This window comes from Shigella flexneri 2a str. 301 (assembly GCF_000006925.2).
Classification (GTDB): domain Bacteria; phylum Pseudomonadota; class Gammaproteobacteria; order Enterobacterales; family Enterobacteriaceae; genus ECMA0423.
On sequence record NC_004337.2, the window covers coordinates 3818557 to 3844335 of the forward strand.

At 49.8% G+C, this 25779-nt stretch carries 21 protein-coding genes and 5 other annotated features (3 of these 26 running past the window's edge); of the genes, 16 read left to right on the top strand and 5 right to left on the bottom strand.

From position 1 onward, the window contains the following. Positions 1-17789, top strand: a sequence feature (SHI-2); it begins 11952 nt to the left of the window's first position. Further along, positions 1-217, bottom strand: a mobile genetic element; it reaches 551 nt to the left of the window's first position. Its footprint overlaps the feature before it by 768 nt. After that, positions 43-1014, top strand: a complete 972-nt coding sequence (gene shiE, locus SF3713; RefSeq protein ID NP_709452.1) for a hypothetical protein — start codon at positions 43-45, stop codon at positions 1012-1014. Its footprint overlaps the feature before it by 175 nt. On the opposite strand, the gene imm is transcribed toward shiE, so the two are convergent. Then, a complete protein-coding gene (imm, locus tag SF3714) occupies positions 964-2157 on the bottom strand; it encodes a membrane transport protein (RefSeq protein NP_709453.1) in 1194 nt (397 codons plus the stop codon). The two genes, shiE and imm, sit on opposite strands and share 51 nt — an antisense overlap. Here imm and iucA point away from each other — a divergent pair. The 6 genes from iucA to SF3720 all read left to right on the top strand — a co-directional run bounded on the left by iucA (position 2236) and on the right by SF3720 (position 11921). Then, entirely contained in the window at positions 2236-4017 is a 1782-nt protein-coding gene (iucA, locus tag SF3715) for a siderophore biosynthesis protein (RefSeq protein NP_709454.2), read from the top strand. Next, a complete protein-coding gene (gene iucB, locus SF3716; RefSeq protein ID NP_709455.1) occupies positions 4018-4965 on the top strand; it encodes a siderophore biosynthesis protein in 948 nt (315 codons plus the stop codon). Continuing rightward, positions 4965-6707 (top strand): siderophore biosynthesis protein, encoded by a 1743-nt coding sequence (iucC, locus tag SF3717; RefSeq protein ID NP_709456.1) that lies wholly within the window; start codon positions 4965-4967, stop codon positions 6705-6707. The genes iucB and iucC overlap by 1 nt, the downstream gene beginning before the upstream one ends. Further along, on the top strand, positions 6704-8041 hold the full coding sequence (iucD, locus tag SF3718; protein ID NP_709457.1) for a lysine:N6-hydroxylase: 1338 nt from the start codon (positions 6704-6706) through the stop codon (positions 8039-8041). The genes iucC and iucD overlap by 4 nt, the downstream gene beginning before the upstream one ends. Beyond that, complete coding sequence (iutA, locus tag SF3719) at positions 8047-10242, top strand: ferric siderophore receptor (RefSeq protein ID NP_709458.2); 2196 nt, start codon at positions 8047-8049, stop codon at positions 10240-10242. Continuing rightward, on the top strand, positions 11163-11921 hold the full coding sequence (locus tag SF3720) for a serine protease-like protein (RefSeq protein ID NP_709459.1): 759 nt from the start codon (positions 11163-11165) through the stop codon (positions 11919-11921). Beyond that, positions 11881-13211 (bottom strand) — a mobile genetic element. It overlaps the preceding gene by 41 nt. On the opposite strand, the gene SF3721 is transcribed toward SF3720, so the two are convergent. Further along, complete coding sequence (locus tag SF3721; RefSeq protein ID NP_709460.1) at positions 11892-12797, bottom strand: IS2 transposase TnpB; 906 nt, start codon at positions 12795-12797, stop codon at positions 11892-11894. It overlaps the preceding feature by 906 nt. The two genes, SF3720 and SF3721, sit on opposite strands and share 30 nt — an antisense overlap. Continuing rightward, positions 12755-13165: an IS2 repressor TnpA gene (locus tag SF3722; protein ID NP_709461.3), complete on the bottom strand. Its 411-nt coding sequence runs from the start codon at positions 13163-13165 to the stop codon at positions 12755-12757. The genes SF3721 and SF3722 overlap by 43 nt, the downstream gene beginning before the upstream one ends. Between SF3722 and lpfC the strand changes: the two genes are divergently transcribed. Then, positions 13266-15788, top strand: a complete 2523-nt coding sequence (gene lpfC, locus SF3723) for a long polar fimbriae (RefSeq protein ID NP_709462.1) — start codon at positions 13266-13268, stop codon at positions 15786-15788. Then, positions 15931-16698 (bottom strand) — a mobile genetic element. Here lpfC and insB read toward each other — a convergent pair. Beyond that, on the bottom strand, positions 15946-16341 hold the full coding sequence (insB, locus tag SF3724; RefSeq protein ID NP_709463.1) for an insertion element IS1 protein InsB: 396 nt from the start codon (positions 16339-16341) through the stop codon (positions 15946-15948). It overlaps the preceding feature by 396 nt. Further along, positions 16368-16643 carry an insertion element IS1 protein InsA gene (gene insA, locus SF3725; RefSeq protein NP_709464.1) on the bottom strand — a complete coding sequence of 92 codons (276 nt, stop codon included), beginning with the start codon at positions 16641-16643 and terminating at the stop codon, positions 16368-16370. Between insA and SF3726 the strand changes: the two genes are divergently transcribed. The 8 genes from SF3726 (at position 16954) to bglF (ending at position 25597) form a co-directional block, all read left to right on the top strand. Further along, a complete protein-coding gene (locus SF3726; RefSeq protein ID NP_709465.1) occupies positions 16954-17649 on the top strand; it encodes a fimbrial protein in 696 nt (231 codons plus the stop codon). A gap of 107 nt (positions 17790-17896) precedes the next feature. Next, a complete protein-coding gene (gene pstS / locus SF3727; protein NP_709466.1) occupies positions 17897-18937 on the top strand; it encodes a phosphate ABC transporter substrate-binding protein in 1041 nt (346 codons plus the stop codon). A gap of 146 nt (positions 18938-19083) precedes the next feature. Continuing rightward, entirely contained in the window at positions 19084-19983 is a 900-nt protein-coding gene (pstC, locus tag SF3728) for a high-affinity phosphate ABC transporter permease (protein ID NP_709467.3), read from the top strand. Further along, positions 19983-20873, top strand: a complete 891-nt coding sequence (pstA, locus tag SF3729) for a phosphate ABC transporter permease subunit PtsA (protein ID NP_709468.1) — start codon at positions 19983-19985, stop codon at positions 20871-20873. Before pstC ends, pstA begins: the two co-directional genes overlap by 1 nt. A gap of 91 nt (positions 20874-20964) precedes the next feature. Continuing rightward, a complete protein-coding gene (pstB, locus tag SF3730) occupies positions 20965-21738 on the top strand; it encodes a phosphate ABC transporter ATP-binding protein PstB (protein NP_709469.1) in 774 nt (257 codons plus the stop codon). Between the two features lie 14 nt (positions 21739-21752). Further along, on the top strand, positions 21753-22478 hold the full coding sequence (phoU, locus tag SF3731; RefSeq protein ID NP_709470.2) for a transcriptional regulator PhoU: 726 nt from the start codon (positions 21753-21755) through the stop codon (positions 22476-22478). 286 nt (positions 22479-22764) lie between these two features. Continuing rightward, the gene (gene bglG, locus SF3732; RefSeq protein NP_709471.1) at positions 22765-23586 is read left to right on the top strand and encodes a transcriptional antiterminator BglG; all 822 of its coding nucleotides are present in this window, start codon (positions 22765-22767) and stop codon (positions 23584-23586) included. Positions 23587-23719: 133 nt separating this feature from the next. Beyond that, positions 23720-25597, top strand: a complete 1878-nt coding sequence (bglF, locus tag SF3733) for a PTS system beta-glucoside-specific transporter subunits IIABC (RefSeq protein NP_709472.2) — start codon at positions 23720-23722, stop codon at positions 25595-25597. An 18-nt stretch (positions 25598-25615) separates the two neighbouring features. Continuing rightward, positions 25616-25779: a sequence feature (Similar to Escherichia coli K12 phospho-beta-glucosidase B; cryptic gi: 2367270 (471 aa). BLAST with identity of 98% in 729 aa. This CDS has been disrupted by insertion. The sequence has been checked and is believed to be correct.), on the top strand (it continues 2024 nt past the right edge of the window).

The window sequence follows — 25779 nt, forward strand, 5'->3', positions numbered from 1 at the left end:
CTGGTGCGTACCGGGCTGAGAGGCGGTGTAAGTGAACTGTAGTTGCCATGTTTTACGGCAATGAGAGCAGAGATAGCGCAGATGTCCGGCAGTGCTTTTGCCGTTACGCACCACGCCTTCAGTAGCGGAGCAGGAAGGACATCTGATGGAAATGGAAGCCACGCAAGCACCTTAAAATCACCATCATACACTAAATCAGTAAGTTGGCAGCATTACCCCTGGAGTGAAACAAAGGCAGCTTATCGTTGTTTTTCAAACGATAAAGTCTCTGCTAATAAAATCATGACTCCTCACAAAGAAAATATCACTGAAAGAGCTCAGCAGTTTAAAAGAGTTTTAGTTTTACAGGATACAACAGAACTTAATTATTCTGGTCAGAAAGAAAAACAAGGAGTTGGTCCCAAAAAACATAAAGATGAAAGAAACTTATTTCTTCATCCTCAACTCGTCATCAGTGAGTCAGGTGTTTGCCTCGGTGTTTATGATGACTATCAGTGGTTCAGGGATGAATTAAAAACCAGTAAAAATACCCGACAAGAAATCTGCAATGATTTACTTCATAAAAAACATGTCAGTGAAAAAGAAACCTGGCGTTGGGTTGAAGGATATAATAAAGCAACAGAACTGGCTCGCCAATGCCCTGATACCCATGTATTGTCAATTTCTGATCGTGAAGGCGATTTTTATGACCTGTTTGAACGCGCAGCGCAGACTCCCGGAATAAAAGCTGACTGGCTTGTCAGAATGAAATTTAATAACAGAGCAACGCTGAATATTAATGGTAAACGGGATCATAGGTTGTTGCACGAAAGAATCATGGAGATTACACCGCAGCAACTGGTTGAATTCACTATACCTGATGGGCGGGGGCAGCAAGCCAGAACACTGCCTGACATGCTTTCATCAGACGCAGGTCCTCTCTCATATCCTCTGATTTACTCCAGTAAGGTGATGATCATATCTTTATTTGATAGTACGGTAATGCCAGATAAATACAGACACAATGGTAAATAATATAGTTGCAAATAATGCTGCCATAATCAGCGCGATTGCGACACCTGTTTTCGATACCAGCGGCACCAGCAAAGCGCACAGTCCATAGCCAAGTGTGTGACTGGTAGCGAGCCAGCCCGCGCCTGCGCCATCAGCCAGCTTATCATTCAGTAGAAGTTGATAAGCGGGTGTTGCCAGAGCTGCTCCAAATGACAGCACTGCACAGCCCGGGTAAAACAACCATAGCTGTTCGGAGAGCATGATAGCCAGACCACCACTCATCAACACTCCGGCACTCAGGAGCAGGGCCACCGGAGTCAGGCGCTGCGGACGGAGTACCCCGAACTGCGCGATAAGCGCAGCTACTGCGGACAGACCCAACAGCCAGGCCACCTGTTGGCTAATGGCGGTGGTATCCGTAGCGAACTGGCGAGTAAGGGCAGGCGAAAGTCCAAGCTGCATCATGCTCACCGCCGCAGCCAGTAATATTGCGCAAAGCAGATAAGGCAGACAATCCCGCTTCAGACTGACGCTCTTGCACTCCGGTGTGGGCTGTGGTGGTGTGCCGGGCAACCGCAGCAGCATCAGCAGCGCCAGCACTGGGGCTGCCATCAGCAGCCCCAGTGGCGCCAGAGGATGAATGGCCAGCATTGCTGCCGCGCACAGCGGCCCGAATAGCCTGCCGCAACTCAGGCCGGAGCTGATGGTTGCCAGAGCGGCCATGCGATTCCCTTCTCCAGCTCTCTGCAATGCCCAGACCTGACAGGCTGGCACCATTGCCGACACGGTCAGCCCGTAGGCGATCCGGGCGATGATTAATATTCCCAGTCCCACCGCTGTTGTTATGGCGCTGGTAGCCATCAGCACGCTTCCCAGCCCTAGCAGGGTAAAGCTTATGCCATATCCTCCCAGAGCCCACAACACCACAGGTTTACTGCCAGTACGGGAAATTTGCTTTCCCCACCACGGGGACGATGGCAGAAACAGCATTGAGCCAAGCATCAGCAGGGCAGCCCATACAGACAGACTCAGATTTGTCTGTATGACCAGAACAGGGAGCACAACCAGCAGACCGTTCTGTCCGATACCGAGAAGCCCGGCACTGAACGCAAGTGGCCAGCAGGACAGTGGTTTTTGGGGCGTATCTTCGATCCCTGGTGACATTATAATGTTTCAACTCCATGTATTAATTGTGTTTATTTGTAAAATTAATTTATCTGACAATAACATTTATTGTTGATAATGAGAATCATTATTGACATAATTGTTATTATTTTACTGTGTGGGAGCTGTTTGACTATGACCCTGCCCTCTGAAAAACCAGCCACAGATGTGGCTGCGCAGTGCTTCCTGAATGCACTGATTCGTGAAACCACAGACTGGAAACTGACAGAATACCCGCCAGACGAATTGCTCATCCCGCTGGATGAGCAGAAATCGCTCCATTTCAGAGTGGCTTATTTCTCCCCAACCCAGCATCACCGCTTTGCATTTCCTGCACGTCTGGTCACGGCATCAGGCAGTTATCCTGTCGACTTTACCACTCTCTCCCGGCTTATTATTGATAAGCTACGCCATCAACTGTTTCTGCCCGTTCCCCTCTGCGAAACTTTCCACCAGCGCGTGCTGGAAAGCCATGTCCATACGCAACAGGCAATTGATGCCCGTCATGACTGGGCCGCTCTGCGTGAAAAAGCGTTGAATTTTGGCGAGGCTGAGCAGGCGCTGCTGACAGGACACGCTTTCCACCCTGCGCCTAAGTCTCATGAACCGTTTAACCGGCGGGAGGCTGAACGCTACCTGCCTGATATGGCACCCCACTTCCCACTGCGGTGGTTTTCGGTGGATAAAACGCAAATCGCCGGTGAAAGTTTGCATCTCAACCTTCAACAGCGGCTGACGCGATTTGCCGCAGAGAATGCGCCTCAGTTACTCAACGAATTAAGTGACAACCAATGGCTGTTCCCGTTGCACCCGTGGCAGGGGGAATATCTTTTGCAGCAGGGGTGGTGCCAGGCACTTGTTGCTAAAGGGCTGATTAAAGACTTAGGTGAGGCCGGCACGTCGTGGCTGCCGACCACCTCTTCCCGTTCCCTCTACTGTGCCACCAGCCGCGATATGATCAAGTTCTCCCTGAGCGTACGGCTGACCAACTCCATCCGTACTCTGTCCGTGAAAGAAGTGAAGCGTGGGATGCGCCTGGCACGCCTGGCTCAAACCGACGGCTGGCAGATGCTACAGGTCCGCTTCCCGACTTTCCGGGTAATGCAGGAGGATGGCTGGGCCGGGCTGCTCGATCTTAACGGCAACATCATGCAGGAAAGTCTGTTTGCCCTGCGTGAAAATCTGCTGGTGGATCAGCCGAAAAGCCAGACTAACGTACTGGTCTCCCTGACTCAGGCCGCACCTGATGGCGGTGATTCGCTGCTGGTTTCGGCGGTAAAACGCCTGAGCGATCGCCTCGGTATCACTGTGCAACAGGCCGCCCATGCATGGGTTGATGCATACTGTCAGCAAGTGCTAAAGCCGCTGTTTACGGCTGAAGCGGATTACGGCCTGGTGCTGCTGGCGCATCAGCAAAATATTCTTGTCCAGATGCTTGGGGATCTGCCGGTCGGATTTATTTACCGTGACTGTCAGGGCAGCGCTTTTATGCCTCACGCGACAGACTGGCTCGATTCTATTGGCGAGGCGCAGGCGGAAAATATTTTCACCCATGAGCAGTTGCTGCGCTATTTCCCTTATTACCTGCTGGTTAACTCCACTTTTGCTGTGACCGCTGCGCTGGGGGCTGCCGGGCTGGACAGCGAATCGAATCTGATGGCTCGTGTACGAGCATCGCTGGCTGAAGTGCGTGATCAGGTGACTCATAAAACCTGTCTCAACTACGTGCTGGAAAGTCCGTACTGGAACGTAAAAGGTAACTTTTTCTGTTATCTGAACGATCATAACGAGAACACCATTGTTGACCCTTCGGTGATCTATTTCGATTTCGCTAACCCGCTGCAGGCTCAGGAGGTCTGAATGTCTGAGGCAAACATTATTCACAGCAGATATGGACTGCGCTGTGAAAAACTCGACAAGCCCCTGAATCTTGGCTGGGGACTGGACAATAGCGCGGTGTTGCACTGTCCCGGGGAGCTGCCGACAGGGTGGCTGTGCGATGCGCTGGATCAGATATTTATCGCCGCACCACAACTGTCAGCAGTGGCTCTCCCCTGGGCCGAATGGCGTGAGGAGCCACAGGCGCTGACGCTTTTTGGGCAGGTAAAAAGCGACATTATCCATCGTACTGCCTTCTGGCAGTTACCGTTATGGTTGAGTTCACCGGCAAACCGGGCCTCCGGTGAAATGGTTTTTGATGCAGAGCGTGAGATTTATTTCCCGCAGCGCCCACCCCGTCCACAGGGTGAGGTTTACCGCCGTTACGATCCACGTATTCGCAGGATGCTGAGTTTCCGCATTGCCGATCCCGTTTCTGATGCAGAACGTTTCACCCGCTGGATGAATGATCCGCGCGTTGAGTATTTCTGGGAGCAAAGTGGCTCACTGGAGGTACAGACCGCCTATCTGGAGCGCCAGCTCACCGGTAAACATGCATTCCCGCTGATTGGGTGCTTCGACGATCGGCCATTCAGCTATTTCGAAATCTACTGGGCGGCGGAAGACCGCATTGGTCGTCACTATTCGTGGCAGCCCTTTGACCGTGGCCTGCATCTGCTGGTTGGTGAACAGCAATGGCGCGGGGCCCACTATGTGCAAAGCTGGCTGCGCGGGCTGACACATTACCTGCTGCTGGATGAGCCCCGTACGCAGCGCACAGTACTGGAGCCACGCACCGATAACCAGCGCCTGTTCCGCCATCTTGAGCCTGCGGGATACCGGACAATTAAAGAGTTCGACTTCCCACATAAGCGCTCGCGCATGGTGATGGCGGATCGTCATCACTTCTTCACGGAGGTCGGTCTGTAATGAATCACAAGGACTGGGATTTTGTTAACCGTCGGCTGGTGGCAAAAATGTTGTCTGAGATGGAGTATGAGCAGGTTTTCCACGCGGAATCTCAGGGCGATGACCACTACTGCATTAACCTGCCGGGAGCACAATGGCGCTTCATCGCTGAACGTGGTATCTGGGGCTGGCTGTGGATTGATGCCCAAACGTTGCGCTGCACGGACGAACCAGTACTGGCGCAGACGCTGCTGATGCAGCTAAAGCCGGTGCTGTCAATGAGTGATGCCACTGTTGCAGAGCATATGCAGGATTTGTATGCCACGCTACTGGGCGACCTGCAACTGCTGAAGGCCCGTCGCGGACTGAGTGCCAGTGACCTGATTAATCTTGATGCCGATCGTCTGCAATGCCTGCTGAGCGGTCATCCTAAATTCGTTTTTAATAAAGGTCGCCGTGGCTGGGGCAAAGAGGCGCTGGAACGATATGCGCCAGAGTATACCAACACCTTCAGACTGCACTGGCTGGCGGTAAAACGTGAACATATGATCTGGCGCTGCGATAACGATCTGGATATTCAGCAGTTGTTGACTGCCGCAATGGATCCGCAGGAGTTTACACGCTTCAGTCAGGTCTGGCAGGAAAACGGGCTGGATCACAACTGGCTGCCGCTGCCGGTACATCCGTGGCAGTGGCAGCAAAAAATCGCCACAGACTTCATCGCTGATTTTGCCGAAGGCAGGATGGTGTCTCTCGGCGAGTTTGGCGACCAGTGGCTCGCCCAGCAGTCGCTGCGTACCCTGACCAACGCCAGCCGCCGGGGAGGGCTGGATATCAAGCTGCCGCTGACCATCTACAATACCTCATGCTACCGGGGGATCCCTGGCAGATATATCGCTGCCGGACCACTGGCTTCACGCTGGCTGCAACAGGTTTTTGCGACCGACGCCACCCTGGTGCAAAGCGGCGCAGTGATCCTTGGTGAACCGGCTGCAGGCTATGTGTCCCATGAAGGCTATGCCGCGCTTGCCCGGGCTCCCTATCGCTACCAGGAAATGCTTGGTGTTATCTGGCGGGAGAATCCGTGCCGCTGGCTGAAACCGGATGAAAGTCCTGTTCTGATGGCAACACTGATGGAGTGCGACGAAAACAATCAGCCGCTGGCAGGCGCATATATCGACCGCTCCGGACTGGACGCTGAAACCTGGCTTACGCAATTGTTCCGGGTGGTTGTGGTTCCGCTGTATCACCTGCTTTGCCGCTACGGTGTCGCGCTTATTGCACACGGACAAAATATAACGCTCGCCATGAAAGAGGGGGTACCACAGCGTGTTCTGCTGAAAGACTTCCAGGGCGATATGCGGCTGGTGAAAGAAGCGTTTCCCGAAATGGACTCTTTGCCTCAGGAGGTGCGTGATGTCACATCCCGTCTGAGTGCGGACTACTTAATCCATGATTTGCAGACGGGTCACTTCGTGACAGTACTGCGTTTTATTTCGCCACTGATGGTTCGTCTTGGCGTACCTGAAAGGCGATTTTATCAACTGCTGGCAGCAGTGTTGAGTGATTACATGAACAAACATCCACAAATGGCAGAGCGTTTTGCGCTTTTCTCACTCTTCAGGCCACAAATCATTCGCGTGGTGCTGAACCCGGTAAAACTGACCTGGCCGGACCTGGATGGCGGCAGTCGCATGCTGCCGAATTACCTTGAGAATCTGCAAAATCCGCTGTGGCTGGTAACTCAGGAATATGAATCATGAAAAAAAGTGTCGATTTTATTGGTGTCGGGACAGGGCCATTTAATCTCAGCATTGCTGCATTGTCACATCAGATCGAAGAACTGAACTGTCTCTTCTTTGACGAACATCCTCATTTTTCCTGGCATCCGGGTATGCTGGTACCGGATTGTCATATGCAGACCGTCTTTCTGAAAGATCTGGTCAGTGCAGTTGCACCTACAAATCCCTACAGCTTTGTTAACTATCTGGTGAAGCACAAAAAGTTCTATCGCTTCCTTACAAGCAGGCTACGTACAGTATCCCGTGAAGAGTTTTCTGACTATCTCCGCTGGGCTGCTGAAGATATGAATAACCTGTATTTCAGTCATACCGTTGAAAATATTGATTTCGACAAAAAAAGTCGATTGTTTCTGGTTCAGACCAGTCGGGGAGAATATTTTGCCCACAATATCTGCCTTGGTACAGGAAAACAACCTTATTTACCACCCTGTGTGAAGCATGTGACACAATCCTGTTTCCATGCCAGTGAAATGAATCTTCGTCGGCCGGACCTGAGTGGAAAACGGATAACCGTGGTTGGTGGAGGACAGAGTGGTGCAGACCTGTTCCTTAATGCATTACGCGGGGAATGGGGAGAAGCGGCGGAAATAAACTGGGTCTCACGGCGTAATAATTTTAACGCACTGGATGAGGCTGCTTTTGCTGATGAGTATTTTACACCTGAATATATTTCAGGCTTCTCCGGACTGAAGGAAGATATTCGCCATCAGTTACTGGATGAGCAGAAAATGACATCGGATGGCATCACTGCCGATTCTTTACTGACCATTTATCGTGAGTTGTACCACCGTTTTGAAGTTCTGAGAAAACCAAGAAATATCCGTCTGCTACCCAGTCGCTCGGTAACAACTCTGGAAAGTAGTGGTCCGGGCTGGAGGTTATTGATGGAACATCATCTGGATCAGGGCAGAGAGAGCCTGGAAAGTGATGTGGTGATTTTCGCCACAGGTTACCGTTCTGCATTGCCACAAATACTTCCCTCACTGATGCCCTTGATCACCATGCACGATAAGAACACCTTTAAAGTGCGTGATGACTTCACTCTGGAATGGAGTGGCCCGAAAGAAAATAACATCTTTGCGGTCAACGCCAGCATGCAAACTCATGGCATCGCCGAACCCCAGCTCAGCCTGATGGCCTGGCGATCTGCACGTATTCTTAATCGCGTACTGGGGCGTGATTTATTCGATCTCAGTATGCCGCCCGCACTGATTCAGTGGCGCAGCGGCAGCCGGAAAAAACCACAGCCGGAGGCTGCTTCTTTAACTCACTATACAGCAAATATTCAGGAATAACGATGATGCGCAAAAAGTATATGCCCCGGGCTCTTGGTCCGCTGCTTCTTGTCGTGCTGTCACCAGCTGTCGCCCAGCAAAACGATGATAATGAGATCATAGTGTCTGCCAGCCGCAGCAATCGAACTGTAGCGGAGATGGCGCAAACCACCTGGGTTATCGAAAATGCCGAACTGGAGCAGCAGATTCAGGGCGGTAAAGAGCTGAAAGACGCACTGGCTCAGTTAATCCCCGGCCTTGATGTCAGCAGCCAGAGTCGAACCAACTACGGTATGAACATGCGTGGCCGCCCGCTGGTTGTCCTGATTGACGGTGTGCGCCTCAACTCTTCACGTTCCGACAGCCGACAACTGGACTCTGTCGATCCTTTTAATATCGACCATATTGAAGTGATCTCCGGCGCGACGGCCCTGTACGGTGGCGGGAGTACCGGAGGGTTGATCAACATCGTGACCAAAAAAGGTCAGCCGGAAACCATGATGGAGTTTGAGGCTGGCACAAAAAGTGGCTTTAACAGCAGTAAAGATCACGATGAGCGCATTGCCGGTGCTGTCTCCGGCGGAAATGACCATATCTCCGGACGTCTTTCCGTGGCATATCAGAAATTTGGCGGCTGGTTTGACGGTAACGGCGATGCCACCCTGCTTGATAACACCCAGACCGGCCTGCAGCACTCCAATCGGCTGGACATCATGGGAACCGGTACGCTGAACATCGATGAATCCCGGCAGCTTCAACTGATAACGCAGTACTATAAAAGTCAGGGAGACGACAATTACGGGCTTAATCTCGGGAAAGGCTTTTCCGCCATCAGCGGGAGCAGCACACCATACGTCAGTAAGGGGCTGAATTCTGACCGCATTCCCGGCACTGAGCGGCATTTGATCAGCCTGCAGTACTCTGACAGTGATTTCCTGGGACAGGAACTGGTCGGTCAGGTTTACTACCGCGATGAGTCGTTGCGGTACTACCCGTTCCCGACGGTAAATGCGAATAAACAGGCGACGGCTTTCTCCTCGTCACAGCAGGATACCGACCAGTACGGCATGAAACTGACTCTGAACAGCCAACTGATGGACGGCTGGCAAATCACCTGGGGGCTGGATGCTGAGCATGAGCGCTTTACCTCCAACCAGATGTTCTTCGATCTGGCTCAGGCAAGTGCTTCCGGAGGGCTGAACAACCATAAGATTTACACCACCGGGCGCTATCCGTCATATGACATCACCAATCTGGCGGCCTTCCTGCAATCCAGCTATGACATTAATGATATTTTTACCGTTAGCGGTGGCGTACGCTATCAGTATACTGAGAACAGGGTAGATGATTTCATCGACTACACGCAGCAACAGAAGATTGCTACCGGGAAGGCGATATCTGCCGACGCCATTCCTGGTGGTTCGGTAGATTACGATAACTTTCTGTTCAATGCTGGTCTGCTGATGCACATCACCGAACGTCAGCAGGCATGGTTCAATTTTTCCCAGGGGGTGGCATTGCCGGATCCGGGGAAATATTATGGTCGCGGCATCTATGGTGCAGCAGTGAACGGCCATCTTCCCCTGACAAAGAGCGTGAACGTCAGCGACAGTAAGCTGGAAGGCGTGAAAGTCGATTCTTATGAACTGGGCTGGCGCTTTATCGGTGACAACCTGCGGACTCAAATCGCGGCATATTACTCGCTTTCCAATAAGAGCGTGGAAAGGAATAAAGATCTGACCATCAGTGTGAAGGACGACAGGCGCCGTATTTACGGCGTGGAAGGTGCGGTGGACTACCTGATCCCGGATACTGACTGGAGTACCGGTGTGAACTTCAATGTGCTGAAAACCGAGTCGAAAGTGAACGGTCAATGGCAAAAATATGACGTGAAGGAATCAAGTCCATCGAAAGCGACAGCTTACATTAACTGGGCGCCGGAACCGTGGAGTCTGCGTGTACAGAGCACCACTTCTTTCGACGTAAGCGATGCAGAGGGTAACGATATTAATGGTTACACTACCGTCGATTTTATCAGTAGTTGGCAGCTTCCGGTGGGAACACTCAGCTTCAGCGTTGAGAACCTCTTCGACCGTGACTATACCACTGTCTGGGGACAGCGTGCACCTCTGTACTACAGCCCGGGTTACGGCCCTGCTTCACTGTACGACTACAAAGGCCGGGGCCGAACCTTTGGTCTGAACTACTCAGTGCTGTTCTGACGGGGATGCTTTTGCAACAAGGGTATGCTGTAAACAACATGGTCCTTGGTGGCCATGTTGTTTACAGCCAGTATAATATACAGCCTTAACAAGATATTCCGTCTCCGGAATGGGCTGTTCACCACTGAATAACATTATGTCTGTTTTATGGATCTTTGACTGAAATTTATCGCATATCCTCATTTCATTGTCCGTCTGAAAACTAACCTTACAAGTAAGCGTCGTCTCAGCACCGTCTGGCAGATCCTGAAATTCCTGAGAGGATGATCTGCGCCCAATATCCTGAGCCGGAACTTTGCTGCAATGAAGGCCAACGAAAAATGGGGGAGTATGTTATAGAGTACTTGCTACAGGGTAAAAAGAGGTACCTGTCGCTGGTTCTCCGTTCAGTTTAACCGGGAGATTTTCTCCTGCGCCTGTCATAAAGTCCGGTAATGGAGATTGTTAATACGATGGTGCACGATGCATCGTCAGTGCCCGGCCCGGAGGATGCCCCGTAGCTACATACGGATCAGGGTTGGCAATATCGAATGGCAGGCTATAGGCAAAGTTAAAGCCCCATGGAGTAGCACAAAATATGCCGCACAAAGGAAACGGTCTGAATAACGCAGTGATGGAGAACTTCTTCGGCACACTGCAAAATCGCATCGTGGTCGATCGCTAATTCGTCGTGAATCACTGAACGATGTTCCATGCGAACAGATATTCGATCATATCGAAATATTAAACATTACCCCTCCCCACATTGGGCAAAAAAAAACAAAAAACGATCAATTAGTATTGATTCACATAATCTCTCATCATTAATGAGAACATTGTCACATATTTACAATATAGAACTGTTACTTTTAGCAAGCTGTTAGTAACCAACCGTTACTAATAATTTTAATTCTTAATACTTTGTTCATTCAATAAATGAGTTGAGAGAATATATGAATAAAATATACTCCCTTAAATATAGTGCTGCCACTGGCGGACTCATTGCTGTTTCTGAATTAGCGAAAAGAGTTTCTGGTAAAACAAACCGAAAACTTGTAGCAACAATGTTGTCTCTGGCTGTTGCAGGTACAGTAAATGCAGCAAATATTGATATATCAAATGTATGGGCGAGAGACTATCTTGATCTTGCACAAAATAAAGGTATTTTCCAGCCCGGAGCAACAGACGTAACAATCACTTTAAAAAACGGAGATAAATTCTCTTTCCATAATCTCTCAATTCCGGATTTTTCTGGTGCAGCAGCGAGTGGCGCAGCTACCGCAATAGGAGGTTCTTATAGTGTTACTGTTGCACATAACAAAAAGAACCCTCAGGCCGCAGAAACTCAGGTTTACGCTCAGTCTTCTTACAAGGTTGTTGACAGAAGAAATTCCAATGATTTTGAGATTCAGAGGTTAAATAAATTTGTTGTGGAAACAGTAGGTGCCACCCCGGCAGAGACCAACCCTACAACATATTCTGATGCATTAGAACGCTACGGTATAGTCACTTCTGACGGTTCAAAAAAAATCATAGGTTTTCGTGCTGGCTCTGGAGGAACATCATTTATTAATGGTGAATCCAAAATCTCAACAAATTCAGCATATAGCCATGACCTGTTAAGTGCTAGTCTATTTGAGGTCACCCAATGGGACTCATTGGATTTGCCCCTATATTTCCAGACATCTGTTATCACTTAACCCATTACAAGCCCGCTGCCGCAGATATTCCCGTGGCGAGCGATAACCCAGCGCACTATGCGGATGCCATTCGTTATAATGCTCGAACGCCTCTGCAAGGTTCTTTGCTGCCGTTAACCCGTCTGGTTTGGGCATGATACTGATGTAGTCACGCTTTATCGTTTTCACGAAGCTCTCTGCTATTCCGTTACTCTCCGGACTCCGCACCGCCGTGTTCTTCGGTTCAAGTCCCAACATCCGGGCGAACTGGCGTGTTTCATTAGCCCGGTAGCATGAACCATTATCCGTCAGCCACTCCACTGGAGACGACGGAAGATCGTTGCCGAAGCGGCGTTCCACCGCTCCCAGCATGACGTCCTGTACTGTTTCACTGTTGAAGCCGCCGGTAGTCACCGCCCAGTGCAGTGCCTCACGATCACAGCAGTCCAGCGCGAACGTGACACGCAGTCTCTCTCCGTTATCACAGCAGAACTCGAACCCGTCAGAGCACCATCGCTGATTGCTTTCTTTCACGGCCACTCTGCCTGTATGTGCCCGTTTCGATGGCGGTACAGCAGGTTTTCGCTCAAGCAACAGCGCATTCTGGCGCATGAGCCGGTAAACACGTTTGGCATTGATCGCAGGCATACCATCAAGTTCTGCCTGTCTGCGAAGCAGCGCCCATACCCGACGATAACCATACGTGGGCAGCTCTCCGATAACATGGTGTATACGGAGAAGCACATCCGTATCATCAGTGTGACGACTGCGGCGGCCATCCATCCAGTCATCGGTTCGTCTGAGAATGACGTGCAACTGCGCACGCGACACCCGGAGACAACGGCTGACTAAGCTTACTCCCCATCCCCGGGCAATAAGGGCGCGTGCGCTATCCACTTTTTTGCCCGTCCATATTCAACGGCTTCTTTGAGGAGTTCATTTTTCATCGTTTTCTTGCCGAGCAGGCGCTGGAGTTCTTTAATCTGCTTCATGGCGGCAGCAAGTTCAGAGGCAGGAACAACCTGTTCTCCGGCGGCCACAGCAGTAAGACTTCCTTCCTGGTATTGCTTACGCCAGAGAAATAACTGGCTGGCTGCTACACCATGTTGCCGGGCAACGAGGGAGACCGTCATCCCCGGTTCAAAGCTCTGCTGAACAATTGCGATCTTTTCCTGTGTGGTACGCCGTCTGCGTTTCTCCGGCCCTAAGACATCAATCATCTGTACTCCAATGACTAGTCTAAAAACTAGTATTAAGACTATCACTTAAATAAGTGATACTGGTTGTCTGGAGATTCAGGGGGCCAGTCTAGTCAGTGACCCGATAAAAATGACGCTGTAAGCAAGGGATAAGGATAGGCGTATTATGATGACGACCAGAATAGTGGTTGGCCTCACGGCAGGGACGTGTCTGATTTTCTCGCAAAACCTGATGGCCGAGGTCAGTGTATTCAATCCGGCGCTTCTGGAAATCAACCATCAATCCGGAGTCGATATTCGCCAGTTTAATCGGGCAAACCTGATGCCCCCAGGTGTTTATAGCGTTGATATTTTTATCAACGGTAAAATGTTTGAACGTCAGGATGTGACATTTGTTCAGGATAATCCAGATGCTGATCTGCACGCTTGCTTTATTGCCATTAAAAAAACACTGTCCTCCTTTGGCATAAAAGTTGATGCGCTCAAATCGTTCAATGATGTGGATGAGACGGTTTGCCTCGATCCTGCTCCACGTATTGAAGGCTCATCCTGGCAGTTTGACAGTGATAAATTGCAGCTGAATATATCCATTCACCAAATCTACATGGACGCGATGGCTTATGATTACATCAGCCCCACGCGTTGGGATGAGGGGATTAATGCGCTCACCATCAACTACGATTTTTCTGGTTCACATACACTACGTTCAGATTATGGTTCACAAGAGACAGATACCAGTTATCTCAATCTGCGCAATGGACTGAATATTGGACCGTGGCGGCTACGTAATTACAGTACTTTAAACACCAGCGATGGCCGTGCGGAATACAACTCCATTAGTACCTGGATACAGCGCGATATTGCCGCGTTAAGAAGCCAGATTATGATTGGTGATACGTGGACGGCGAGCGATATTTTCGACAGTACGCAAATTCGCGGCGCGCGTTTGTATACTGATAACGATATGCTACCCGCCAGCCAGAATGGCTTTGCTCCTGTGGTTCGTGGGATTGCAAAGTCCAACGCCACCGTCATCATTCGGCAGAATGGCTACGTGATTTATCAGTCAGCCGTTCCACAAGGTGCTTTTGAGATCACCGATCTCAACACCGCAAGTACAGGTGGCGATTTGGACGTAACCATCAAAGAAGAAGACGGTAGCGAACAACGATTCACCCAACCTTATGCTTCATTGGCGATTCTTAAACGTGAAGGTCTGACAGATGTTGATGTCAGCGTGGGTGAATTGCGCGATGAAGACGGATTTACACCGGACGTCCTTCAGGCGCAAATACTTCATGGTTTTTCCCACGGGATCACTTTATATGGAGGTATGCAGGCTGCTGAAAATTATGGTTCTGCAGCTCTGGGTGTCGGTAAAGATCTTGGCGCTTTGGGCGCAATTTCTTTCGATGTGACACATGCTCGTGCGAATTTTAGCCATGATGATACAGAAACGGGTCAGTCATATCGCTTTCTCTATTCAAAACTATTTGACGACACAGACACTAGCTTGCGCCTGGTTGGCTATCGTTACTCCACCGAGGGCTACTATACCCTCAATGAGTGGGCATCGCGGCGCAACAGCCCTGAAGACTTTTGGGAAACAGGTAACCGACGTAGTCGCGTGGAGGGAACGCTAACGCAGTCGTTGGGGAGAGATTATGGCAATTTATACCTGACATTAAGCCGGCAACAATACTGGCATACCGATGATGTCGAACGATTAATGCAATTTGGCTACAGCAGTAGCTGGAAGCGTCTCTCGTGGAACGTCTCCTGGAGTTATTCCAATACTGCCAGACAGGGGACGGGGAACAACCATGCCAGTGATAACACCAGTGAGCAGATCTACATGCTCTCTTTATCTGTTCCTTTATCGGGCTGGTGGGGTAATAGTTACGCCACCTATTCTGTTTCGCAAAACGATAATTCCGGTAGCTCACATCAACTCGGACTCAGCGGTACGGCGCTGGAAAGAAATAACCTTTCATGGAATTTAATGCAGTCCTATAACAGTCATGATGATGAGGTTGGCGGTAATATGTCCCTGACCTATGATGGCTCTTATGGCACGGTGAACGGCAGCTATAACTACAGCCAAAATTCCCAGAGGCTGAATTATGGTATCAGAGGGGGAATTCTGGCACACAGCGAAGGGGTAACGTTAAGTCAGGAGTTAGGTGAAACTATTGCTCTTGTTAAAGCACCTGGGGCCGCCGGGTTAGAAATAGATAATATGCGCGGTGCTGCGACGGACTGGCGCGGCTATACGGTCAAGACACAGCTAAACCCTTATGATGAAAATCGGGTAGCAATCAGCGATAACTATTTCTCGAAGTCGAATATAGAACTTGATAATACCGTCGTTACGATGGTTCCCACGCGTGGTGCAGTGGTTAAAGCGGAGTTTGTGACTCATGTGGGTTATCGCGTTCTCTTCAGAGTGTTAAATGCAAATGGTAAACCGGTACCTTTTGGAGCCATTGCTGCGATACAAGATGCAAGTTTGGCAGATTCAGGAATTGTCGGTGACCGTGGCGAACTTTATCTTTCTGGTCTACCAGAAAAAGGACAGGTTACGTTATCCTGGGGAGAAAACGCCTCAACAAAATGCATCTTCAATTATTCATTTTCGACACCAGAAAGTGAGAGCGGATTAATTGAACAGGGTGTGACATGTCATTAAAAGGATTTTTATGAACAAGTATATCAAACAGTGGTGCTTTGCTGTGTTTATGCTCTCGTTAAGTAGTGTAGCACTTGCAGCTCCTAAAGGTATCTGTACCCCTGATAATGGCGTATTTCACAGTACGCTTGATTTCTCGGGAGGTAATGACTCCAACTTACTGATAGTGTTTTATGTTCAGATAATGCCCGATGACCTTGTCATGCAGCTCCACCGATTTTGAGAACGACAGTGACTTCCGTACCAGCCTTGCCAGATGTTGTCTCAGATTCAGATTATGTCGCTCAATGCGCTGAGTGTAACGCTTGCTGATAACGTGCAGCTTTCCCTTCAGGCGTGATTCATACAGCGGCCAGCCATCCGTCATCCATACCACGACCTCAAAGGCCGACAGCAGGCTCAGAAGACGCTCCAGTGTGGCCAGAGTGCGTTCACCGAAGACGTGCGCCACAACCGTCCTCCGTATCCTGTCATACGCGTAAAACAGCCAGCGCTGACGTGATTTAGCACCGACGTAGCCCCAATGTTCGTCCATTTCAGCGCAGACAATCACATCACTGCCCGGTTGTATGCGCGAGGTTACCGACTGCGGCCTGAGTTTTTTAAGTGACGTAAAACCGTGTTGAGGCCAACGCCCATAATGCGTGCACTGGCGCGACATCCGACGCCATTCATGGCCATATCAATGATTTTCTGGTGCGTACCGGGCTGAGAGACGGTGTAAGTGAACTGTAGTTGCCATGTTTTACGGCAATGAGAGCAGAGATAGCGCTGATGTCCGGCAGTGCTTTTGCCGTTACGCACCACGCCTTCAGTAGCGGAGCAGGAAGGACATCTGATGGAAATGGAAGCCACGCAAGCACCTTAAAATCACCATCATACACTAAATCAGTAAGTTGGCAGCATTACCTTCTCGGGATATCTTATTACCGCGAACGAAAATAAGGTTGGAACGACATTTAACACCACTGTAACTAATGGATCCTCATATCTTGGACGCTGTCATTGTGATACTGGTAACGTAGGAGAATTCCCCTATATCTATTATACGTCAAAAATAAACCAGGCATTAACTTATGCTGGGGTTCACTCTAATATTAATTATTATGATCTTAATCCGAACCTTGATGTTGGGATTGCTATAGATATTCTTGGGGTTGGGTATGTGAATGCACCTTTTGAATATCATGCTAACAACCCGTCTGGTAATACAAAGTACAATTGCAACCGCATTGAACCTTTAAGTATATCCAGTGGGGCTAAAGCGATAGTATATTTTTATATCAAGAAGACATTTGCAGGAAAATTGATTATTCCTGAAACAAAGATAGTGACATTGTATGGAACAATTAGCCGTGACACCCCGGTGGATTACTCACAGCCGATGGCTGATGTTTATATTCGGGGCGATATTACAGCTCCGCAAAGTTGCGAAATAAATAATTTAAAGCCAGTTTGTTTTGATTTTAAAGAAATACCAGCTGCAGATTTTTCATCTGTTGTTGGAAGTGCGGTAACAACACATAAAATTACTAAAACAGTCACTATTGAGTGTGAAAACCTGGGGATACTGAATACCGATGATATCAGTACGTCTTTTTATGCTACCGAACCCAATACGGACAATTCAATGGTCGTAACTTCAAACTCTAACGTGGGGATAAAAATTTACGACAAAAATAATAAGGAAATCAAAGTGAACGGTGGTGAGTTGCCAACAGACATGGATAAATCAACAGTGTATGGTGAAAAATCAGGTAGTGTAACTTTTTCAGCTGCTCCTGCGAGCCTTACTGGAGCTCGCCCAGCCCCGGGGCAATTTACTGCAACAGCGACGATAACTGTTGAGATTGTGCGCTAATAGGTCTGACAACGATTGTTCATCACATCGTTGTCATCTCACCCATTTCTTTATCACTTTTAAATGCATCATGACAAAAAGATGGCATGTGGAATTTTCATCTTCACATTTAAAATCAGTAAGTTATTTGGTAATTCCTTTCTGTCATAAAAATGTCATATTCCTTATATATAACTGTCACCTGTTTGTCCTATTTTGCTTCTCGTAGCCAACAAACAATGCTTTATGAATCCTCCCAGGAGACATTATGAAAGTTATGCGTACCACCGTCGCAACTGTTGTCGCCGCGACCTTATCGATGAGTGCTTTCTCTGTGTTTGCAGAAGCAAGCCTGACAGGTGCAGGTGCAACCTTCCCTGCGCCGGTGTATGCCAAATGGGCTGACACTTACCAGAAAGAAACCGGTAATAAAGTTAACTACCAGGGTATCGGTTCTTCCGGTGGCGTAAAACAGATTATCGCTAATACCGTTGATTTTGGTGCCTCTGACGCGCCGCTGTCTGACGAAAAACTGGCTCAGGAAGGTCTGTTCCAGTTCCCGACCGTGATTGGCGGCGTGGTGCTGGCGGTTAACATTCCAGGGCTGAAGTCTGGCGAACTGGTGCTGGATGGTAAAACCCTCGGCGACATCTACCTGGGCAAAATCAAGAAGTGGGATGATGAAGCCATCGCCAAACTGAATCCGGGTCTGAAACTGCCTTCACAAAACATTGCTGTAGTACGCCGCGCAGATGGCTCCGGGACTTCCTTCGTCTTCACCAGCTACCTGGCGAAAGTGAACGAAGAGTGGAAAAACAACGTTGGTACTGGCTCTACCGTAAAATGGCCGATCGGTCTGGGCGGTAAAGGTAACGACGGTATCGCCGCGTTCGTTCAGCGTCTGCCGGGTGCAATTGGTTATGTTGAATATGCTTACGCGAAGCAGAACAACCTGGCGTACACCAAACTGATCTCCGCTGATGGTAAACCGGTTAGTCCGACCGAAGAAAACTTCGCTAATGCAGCAAAAGGTGCAGACTGGAGCAAAACCTTCGCTCAGGATCTGACCAACCAGAAAGGCGAAGATGCATGGCCTATTACCTCTACCACGTTCATTCTGATCCACAAAGATCAGAAGAAACCAGAACAAGGCACAGAGGTGCTGAAATTCTTCGACTGGGCGTACAAAACCGGGGCTAAACAGGCGAACGACCTGGATTACGCCAGCCTGCCGGATAGTGTAGTTGAACAGGTTCGCGCTGCGTGGAAGACCAATATTAAAGACAGTAGCGGTAAGCCGCTGTACTAATAAAACTCCAGGCCGGGTACGGTGTTTTACGCCGCATCCGGCATTACAAAATGACTTTGTAAACGCGTTTAACTGAAGAGTAACTTATGGCTGCAACCAAGCCCGCTTTTAACCCACCGGGTAAAAAGGGCGACATAATTTTCAGCGTGCTGGTAAAACTGGCGGCGCTGATTGTGCTATTGATGTTGGGTGGCATTATTGTCTCTCTGATCATCTCCTCCTGGCCGAGCATTCAGAAATTTGGTCTGGCTTTCCTATGGACCAAAGAGTGGGATGCACCGAACGATATCTACGGGGCGCTGGTGCCGATCTACGGTACGTTGGTGACTTCGTTTATCGCGCTGCTGATCGCCGTCCCGGTGAGTTTCGGTATCGCCCTGTTCCTGACTGAGCTTGCGCCTGGCTGGCTGAAACGCCCGCTGGGTATCGCCATTGAGCTGCTGGCAGCCATTCCAAGTATCGTTTACGGCATGTGGGGCCTGTTTATCTTTGCGCCGCTGTTCGCCGTTTACTTTCAGGAGCCGGTCGGCAATATCATGTCGAATATCCCGATTGTTGGCGCGCTGTTCTCTGGCCCCGCATTTGGTATCGGTATCCTCGCGGCAGGCGTGATCCTCGCCATCATGATTATTCCGTACATTGCGGCGGTAATGCGTGATGTGTTCGAACAAACCCCGGTGATGATGAAAGAGTCGGCCTACGGTATTGGCTGCACCACCTGGGAAGTTATCTGGCGTATCGTTCTTCCGTTCACCAAAAATGGTGTTATCGGCGGCATCATGCTGGGGCTGGGCCGCGCGCTCGGTGAAACCATGGCGGTGACCTTTATCATCGGTAACACCTACCAGCTCGACAGCGCCTCGCTGTACATGCCGGGCAATAGTATCACCTCTGCGCTGGCGAACGAATTTGCGGAAGCGGAATCCGGTCTGCACGTTGCCGCACTGATGGAACTGGGCCTGATCCTGTTTGTGATTACCTTCATCGTCCTCGCCGCATCGAAGTTTATGATTATGCGCCTGGCTAAGAATGAGGGGGCACGCTAATGGCTATGGTTGAAATGCAAACCACTGCGGCGCTGGCTGAATCTCGCCGCAAAATGCAGGCGCGTCGCCGCCTCAAAAACCGTATTGCGCTGACGCTCTCGATGGCGACGATGGCCTTCGGCCTGTTCTGGCTGATCTGGATTTTAATGTCCACCATCACTCGCGGTATCGACGGTATGTCGCTGGCGCTGTTCACTGAAATGACGCCGCCGCCCAATACGGAAGGTGGTGGTCTGGCGAACGCCCTGGCGGGTAGCGGGCTGTTAATTTTGTGGGCCACGGTATTCGGTACGCCGCTGGGCATTATGGCGGGGATTTATCTGGCGGAATATGGTCGTAAATCCTGGCTGGCAGAAGTGATTCGCTTCATTAACGACATTCTGCTCTCCGCGCCGTCGATTGTGGTTGGTCTGTTTGTCTACACCATCGTGGTGGCACAGATGGAGCACTTCTCCGGCTGGGCGGGCGTAATTGCGCTGGCGCTGTTGCAGGTGCCGATCGTTATCCGCACCACTGAGAACATGCTGAAACTGGTGCCGGACAGCCTGCGTGAAGCGGCTTATGCGCTGGGTACACCGAAGTGGAAGATGATCTCCGCGATTACGCTGAAAGCGTCGGTGTCCGGGATTATGACCGGTATCCTGCTGGCGATTGCCCGTATTGCCGGTGAAACCGCGCCGCTGCTGTTTACCGCGCTCTCCAACCAGTTCTGGAGCACGGACATGATGCAGCCGATCGCCAACCTGCCGGTGACGATCTTTAAGTTTGCGATGAGCCCGTTTGCGGAATGGCAACAACTGGCCTGGGCCGGGGTATTGATCATTACCCTGTGCGTCCTGCTGCTGAACATTCTGGCGCGCGTTGTTTTTGCGAAGAATAAACACGGTTAACACTTTTCCGGATGCGGCGTGAACGCCTTACCCGGCCCTACGGTAAGCCTGATTAGCGAAAAGCATCAGGTACGATGAGGAAAAGATTGCAATGAGTATGGTTGAAACTGCCCCGAGTAAAATTCAGGTTCGTAATTTGAACTTCTACTACGGCAAATTCCATGCCCTGAAAAACATCAACCTGGATATCGCCAAAAACCAGGTTACGGCGTTTATCGGGCCGTCCGGCTGCGGTAAATCGACGCTGCTGCGTACCTTCAACAAAATGTTTGAACTGTACCCGGAGCAGCGTGCGGAAGGTGAAATTCTGCTTGATGGCGACAACATCCTGACCAACTCTCAGGATATCGCCCTGCTGCGTGCGAAAGTGGGCATGGTGTTCCAGAAACCGACGCCGTTCCCGATGTCCATCTACGACAACATCGCCTTTGGCGTTCGTCTGTTTGAGAAGCTCTCCCGTGCCGACATGGACGAGCGCGTGCAGTGGGCATTGACCAAAGCCGCATTGTGGAACGAAACCAAAGATAAATTGCACCAGAGCGGTTACTCTCTCTCTGGTGGTCAGCAACAGCGTCTGTGTATTGCGCGTGGTATCGCCATTCGCCCGGAAGTGCTGCTGCTCGACGAACCGTGTTCGGCGCTCGACCCCATCTCTACCGGGCGTATTGAAGAGCTGATCACCGAACTGAAGCAGGATTACACCGTGGTGATCGTCACCCACAACATGCAGCAGGCTGCGCGTTGTTCCGACCACACGGCATTTATGTACCTGGGCGAATTGATTGAGTTCAGCAACACGGACGATCTGTTCACCAAGCCAGCGAAGAAACAAACAGAAGACTACATCACCGGTCGTTACGGTTGATTCAGGAGTGCGTTATGGACAGTCTCAATCTTAATAAACATATTTCCGGCCAGTTCAACGCCGAACTGGAAAGTATCCGCACGCAGGTGATGACCATGGGCGGCATGGTGGAGCAGCAGCTTTCTGATGCAATCACCGCGATGCATAACCAGGACAGCGATCTGGCGAAGCGCGTGATCGAAGGCGACAAGAACGTCAACATGATGGAAGTGGCGATCGATGAAGCCTGCGTGCGCATTATCGCCAAACGTCAGCCGACGGCGAGCGACCTGCGACTGGTTATGGTGATCAGTAAAACCATTGCCGAGCTGGAGCGTATTGGCGACGTGGCGGACAAAATCTGCCGTACTGCGCTGGAGAAATTCTCCCAGCAGCATCAGCCGTTGCTGGTAAGTCTGGAGTCGCTGGGCCGTCATACCATCCAGATGCTGCACGACGTGCTGGACGCGTTCGCGCGGATGGACATTGACGAAGCGGTACGTATTTATCGTGAAGATAAAAAAGTCGATCAGGAATACGAAGGTATTGTTCGTCAACTGATGACCTACATGATGGAAGATTCGCGCACTATTCCGAGCGTACTTACCGCGCTGTTCTGTGCGCGTTCAATCGAACGTATCGGCGACCGCTGCCAGAATATTTGTGAGTTTATCTTCTACTACGTGAAGGGTCAGGATTTCCGTCATGTAGGCGGTGATGAGCTGGATAAACTGCTGGCGGGAAAAGATAGCGACAAATAATTCACCAGACAAATCCCAATAACTTAATTATTGGGATTTGTTATATATAACTTTATAAATTCCTAAAATTACACAAAGTTAATAACTGCGAGCATGGTCATATTTTTATCAATAGCGCATTGCTATTTTCTCTGCACGCAATTAAATTAATTTCCGAACCTGGATGTTCGTTATAAAAACCATTAATAAATGACTGGATTGTTACTGCATTCGCAGGCAAAACCTGACATAACCAGAGAATACTGGTGAAGTCGGTTTTTTTTTGTTTATAAAAAAGGTCCTTGCTATGAACATGCAAATCACCAAAATTCTCAACAATAATGTTGTGGTGGTTATTGATGATCAACAGCGGGAAAAAGTCGTCATGGGGCGCGGAATTGGCTTTCAAAAACGCGCTGGCGAAAGAATTAACTCAAGTGGAATAGAAAAAGAGTATGCCTTGAGCAGTCATGAACTGAACGGGCGATTAAGCGAACTCTTAAGTCATATTCCTCTTGAGGTGATGGCAACCTGTGATCGTCTTATCTCTTTAGCGCAGGAGCGCTTGGGAAAATTACAGGACAGTATTTATATCTCGCTAACTGACCATTGCCAGTTTGCGATTAAACGCTTTCAGCAAAACGTGTTGCTGTGGGATATCCAGCGGCTTTACCCGAAAGAGTTCCAGCTAGGGGAAGAAGCGTTAACCATTATTGATAAACGGTTGGGCGTGCAGTTACCGAAAGATGAAGTGGGCTTTATTGCCATGCATCTGGTCAGTGCCCAAATGAGCGGAAATATGGAGGATGTTGCAGGTGTCACGCAGTTAATGCGCGAAATGCTGCAATTAATAAAATTTCAGTTCAGCCTTAATTACCAGGAAGAAAGCTTGAGTTATCAGCGACTGGTTACACATCTGAAGTTTTTATCCTGGCGTATTCTTGAACATGCTTCAATTAACGATAGTGATGAATCATTACAACAAGCAGTAAAACAAAATTACCCGCAAGCATGGCAATGTGCGGAACGGATCGCCATTTTTATTGGTTTGCAGTATCAACGTAAAATTTCACCCGCAGAGATTATGTTTTTAGCCATAAATATAGAGCGCGTGCGCAAAGAACACTGAAATATTATTACTGAGTAAAGGATTGTTACCGCACTAAGCGGGCAAAACCTGAAAAAAATTGCTTGATTCACGTCAGGCCGTTTTTTTCAGGTTTTTTTTTGGAGTTTTGCCGCAAAGCGGTAGAGGGCAAGTTATGACGGAGTTAGCCAGAAAAATAGTCGCAGGAGTCGGGGGCGCAGATAACATTGTGAGTCTGATGCATTGCGCAACGCGATTACGTTTTAAGTTAAAGGATGAAAGCAAAGCGCAAGCTGAGGTACTGAAAAAGACCCCCGGTATTATTATGGTGGTGGAAAGCGGTGGTCAGTTTCAGGTGGTCATAGGTAACCATGTGGCCGATGTCTTCCTGGCGGTTAACAGCGTGGCAGGCCTTGGCGAAAAAGCGCAACAGGCACCGGAAAATGATGAGAAAGGTAATCTGCTAAACCGCTTTGTTTATGTTATTTCAGGTATTTTTACGCCTCTGATCGGTCTGATGGCGGCAACCGGGATCCTGAAAGGTATGCTGGCTCTGGCGCTCACTTTTCAGTGGACGACCGAACAAAGTGGTACTTATTTAATTTTATTCAGCGCCAGTGATGCCTTGTTTGGGTTCTTCCCGATAATCCTGGGATACACCGCGGGCAAACGCTTCGGCGGTAATCCATTTACTGCCATGGTGATTGGTGGAGCGTTAGTGCATCCATTAATTCTGACTGCCTTCGAGAACGGGCAAAAAGCGGATGCGCCGGGGCTGGATTTCCTGGGTATTCCGGTCACATTGTTGAATTACTCGTCATCGGTTATTCCCATTATTTTTTCTGCCTGGTTGTGCAGCATTCTGGAACGCCGACTTAATGCGTGGTTACCGTCGGCAATCAAAAATTTCTTCACACCATTGCTATGTCTGATGGTTATCACACCCGTCACCTTTCTGCTGGTGGGGCAGCTATCAACCTGGATAAGCGAAATGATTGCCGCCGGTTATCTCTGGCTTTATCAGGCGGTTCCTGCATTTGCGGGCGCGGTAATGGGCGGCTTCTGGCAAATCTTCGTCATGTTCGGACTGCACAGGGGCCTGGTGCCGCTGTGTATCAATAACTTCACCGTGCTGGGCTACGACACCATGATCCCGCTGTTAATGCCCGCCATTATGGCGCAGGTCGGGGCGGCGCTCGGCGTCTTCCTCTGCGAACGCGATGCGCAGAAAAAAGTGGTGGCGGGATCAGCGGCGTTGACGGGTCTGTTTGGTATCACCGAACCAGCGGTATATGGCGTCAACCTGCCGCGTAAGTACCCCTTTGTTATCGCCTGTATCAGTGGAGCATTGGGGGCCACCATCATTGGCTACGCGCAAACGAAAGTTTACTCCTTTGGTTTGCCAAGTATTTTCACCTTCATGCAGACCATCCCGTCAACGGGGATTGATTTCACCGTCTGGGCCAGCGTTATTGGCGGTGTCATTGCCATAGGTTGCGCATTTGTTGGTACGTTGATGCTTCATTTCATCACCAGTAAACGTCAGCCAGCGCAGGGTGCCCCGCAAGAGAAAACACCAGAGGTTATTACACCACCTGAGCAGGGCGGTATCTGTTCACCGATGACGGGAGAGATTGTGCCGCTCATTCACGTCGCTGATACCACGTTTGCCAGTGGCCTGTTGGGTAAAGGTATCGCCATTCTGCCCTCGGTTGGTGAAGTGCGTTCTCCGGTTGCGGGTCGAATTGCTTCGTTGTTCGCCACATTACACGCCATTGGCATTGAGTCAGATGATGGTGTGGAGATCCTGATTCATGTCGGTATCGACACCGTAAAACTGGACGGCAAATTCTTTTCCGCTCACGTCAACGTGGGTGACAAGGTCAATACAGGCGATCGGCTGATTTCTTTTGATATCCCTGCTATTCGCGAGGCCGGATTTGATCTGACGACGCCGGTATTAATCAGTAATAGCGATGATTTTACAGACGTATTACCCCACGGCACGGCGCAGATAAGCGCAGGTGAACCGCTGTTATCCATCATTCGCTAACGATAAAAGGAGTTAATTATGAAAGCATTTCCAGAAACATTTCTTTGGGGTGGCGCAACAGCTGCCAATCAGGTGGAAGGTGCCTGGCTGGAAGATGGCAAAGGGATCACGACCTCAGATTTACAGCCTCATGGCGTAATGGGAAAAATGGAACCGCGCATCCTGGGGAAAGAGAATATCAA

Coding starts and splice junctions, on each gene's coding strand:
- pstB (NP_709469.1), top strand. CDS start 20,965: ATGAGTATGGTTGAAACTGCCCCGAGTAAAATTCAGGTTCGTAATTTG.
- imm (NP_709453.1), bottom strand. CDS start 2,157: ATGTCACCAGGGATCGAAGATACGCCCCAAAAACCACTGTCCTGCTGG.
- phoU (NP_709470.2), top strand. CDS start 21,753: ATGGACAGTCTCAATCTTAATAAACATATTTCCGGCCAGTTCAACGCC.
- bglG (NP_709471.1), top strand. CDS start 22,765: ATGAACATGCAAATCACCAAAATTCTCAACAATAATGTTGTGGTGGTT.
- pstA (NP_709468.1), top strand. CDS start 19,983: ATGGCTATGGTTGAAATGCAAACCACTGCGGCGCTGGCTGAATCTCGC.
- bglF (NP_709472.2), top strand. CDS start 23,720: ATGACGGAGTTAGCCAGAAAAATAGTCGCAGGAGTCGGGGGCGCAGAT.
- pstS (NP_709466.1), top strand. CDS start 17,897: ATGAAAGTTATGCGTACCACCGTCGCAACTGTTGTCGCCGCGACCTTA.
- iucC (NP_709456.1), top strand. CDS start 4,965: ATGAATCACAAGGACTGGGATTTTGTTAACCGTCGGCTGGTGGCAAAA.
- lpfC (NP_709462.1), top strand. CDS start 13,266: ATGATGACGACCAGAATAGTGGTTGGCCTCACGGCAGGGACGTGTCTG.
- iutA (NP_709458.2), top strand. CDS start 8,047: ATGCGCAAAAAGTATATGCCCCGGGCTCTTGGTCCGCTGCTTCTTGTC.
- iucD (NP_709457.1), top strand. CDS start 6,704: ATGAAAAAAAGTGTCGATTTTATTGGTGTCGGGACAGGGCCATTTAAT.
- iucB (NP_709455.1), top strand. CDS start 4,018: ATGTCTGAGGCAAACATTATTCACAGCAGATATGGACTGCGCTGTGAA.
- iucA (NP_709454.2), top strand. CDS start 2,236: ATGAGAATCATTATTGACATAATTGTTATTATTTTACTGTGTGGGAGC.